Origin of the sequence: Prevotella pectinovora (assembly GCF_000834015.1) — a bacterium.
In the GTDB taxonomy this organism is placed as follows: Bacteria; Bacteroidota; Bacteroidia; order Bacteroidales; family Bacteroidaceae; genus Prevotella; species Prevotella pectinovora.
This window is the reverse complement of sequence record NZ_JXQI01000052.1, coordinates 1-602: the sequence shown is the minus strand read 5'-3', so window position 1 is coordinate 602 and position 602 is coordinate 1. Positions and strand designations below refer to the sequence as shown.

General features: G+C 48.3%; 2 tRNA genes and 1 rRNA gene. All 3 read left to right on the top strand.

Going from position 1 to position 602, the window contains the following annotated elements:
- The first annotated feature begins 44 nt into the window (after window positions 1-44).
- Window positions 45-118 (top strand) — tRNA-Ile (locus tag ST42_RS06110).
- A gap of 61 nt (window positions 119-179) precedes the next feature.
- Window positions 180-253: transfer RNA gene (locus tag ST42_RS06105), tRNA-Ala, on the top strand.
- 144 nt (window positions 254-397) lie between these two features.
- A 23S ribosomal RNA gene (locus ST42_RS06100) occupies window positions 398-602 on the top strand; the annotation flags it as partial.

Below are 602 nucleotides of genomic sequence, written 5' to 3'. Positions count from 1 at the left end.
AAAGGAAACTGGGCGGAGAAGTCCATACACCTGACCAACCTGACAGTCCTATAGCTCAGTTGGTTAGAGCGCCACACTGATAATGTGGAGGTCGGCAGTTCAAGTCTGCCTGGGACTACGTAAGAGGTGAAGACAGATGTTAGCCTCGCTCTCCAAGATATTGTTCTTCAATGTAATTTGGGGGATTAGCTCAGCTGGCTAGAGCACCTGCTTTGCAAGCAGGGGGTCAACGGTTCGAATCCGTTATTCTCCACGATTCGTGAGAATTCTGAAGATTCTCAACGAAAACGATCTTTGACATGTTGTTACAGACAAAACTGTAGAAAAGAAAATTTCAATACAGCTGAAAGTATGGGCTAGGTCCCTTGTGAGTATTCATATTCACATGTGGACACAGGCGAAAGTAAGAAAGGGCGTATGGCGGATGCCTAGGCTCACGGAGGCGATGAAGGACGTGATAAGCTGCGACAAGCCTTGGGGAGGTGCAAATGACCTTTGATCCAGGGATTTCCGAATGGGACAACCCGGCAGTCTGAAGGACTGTCATCCGGATGAATTTCCGGAGGCGAACGGAGGGAACTGAAACATCTTAGTACCTCCAG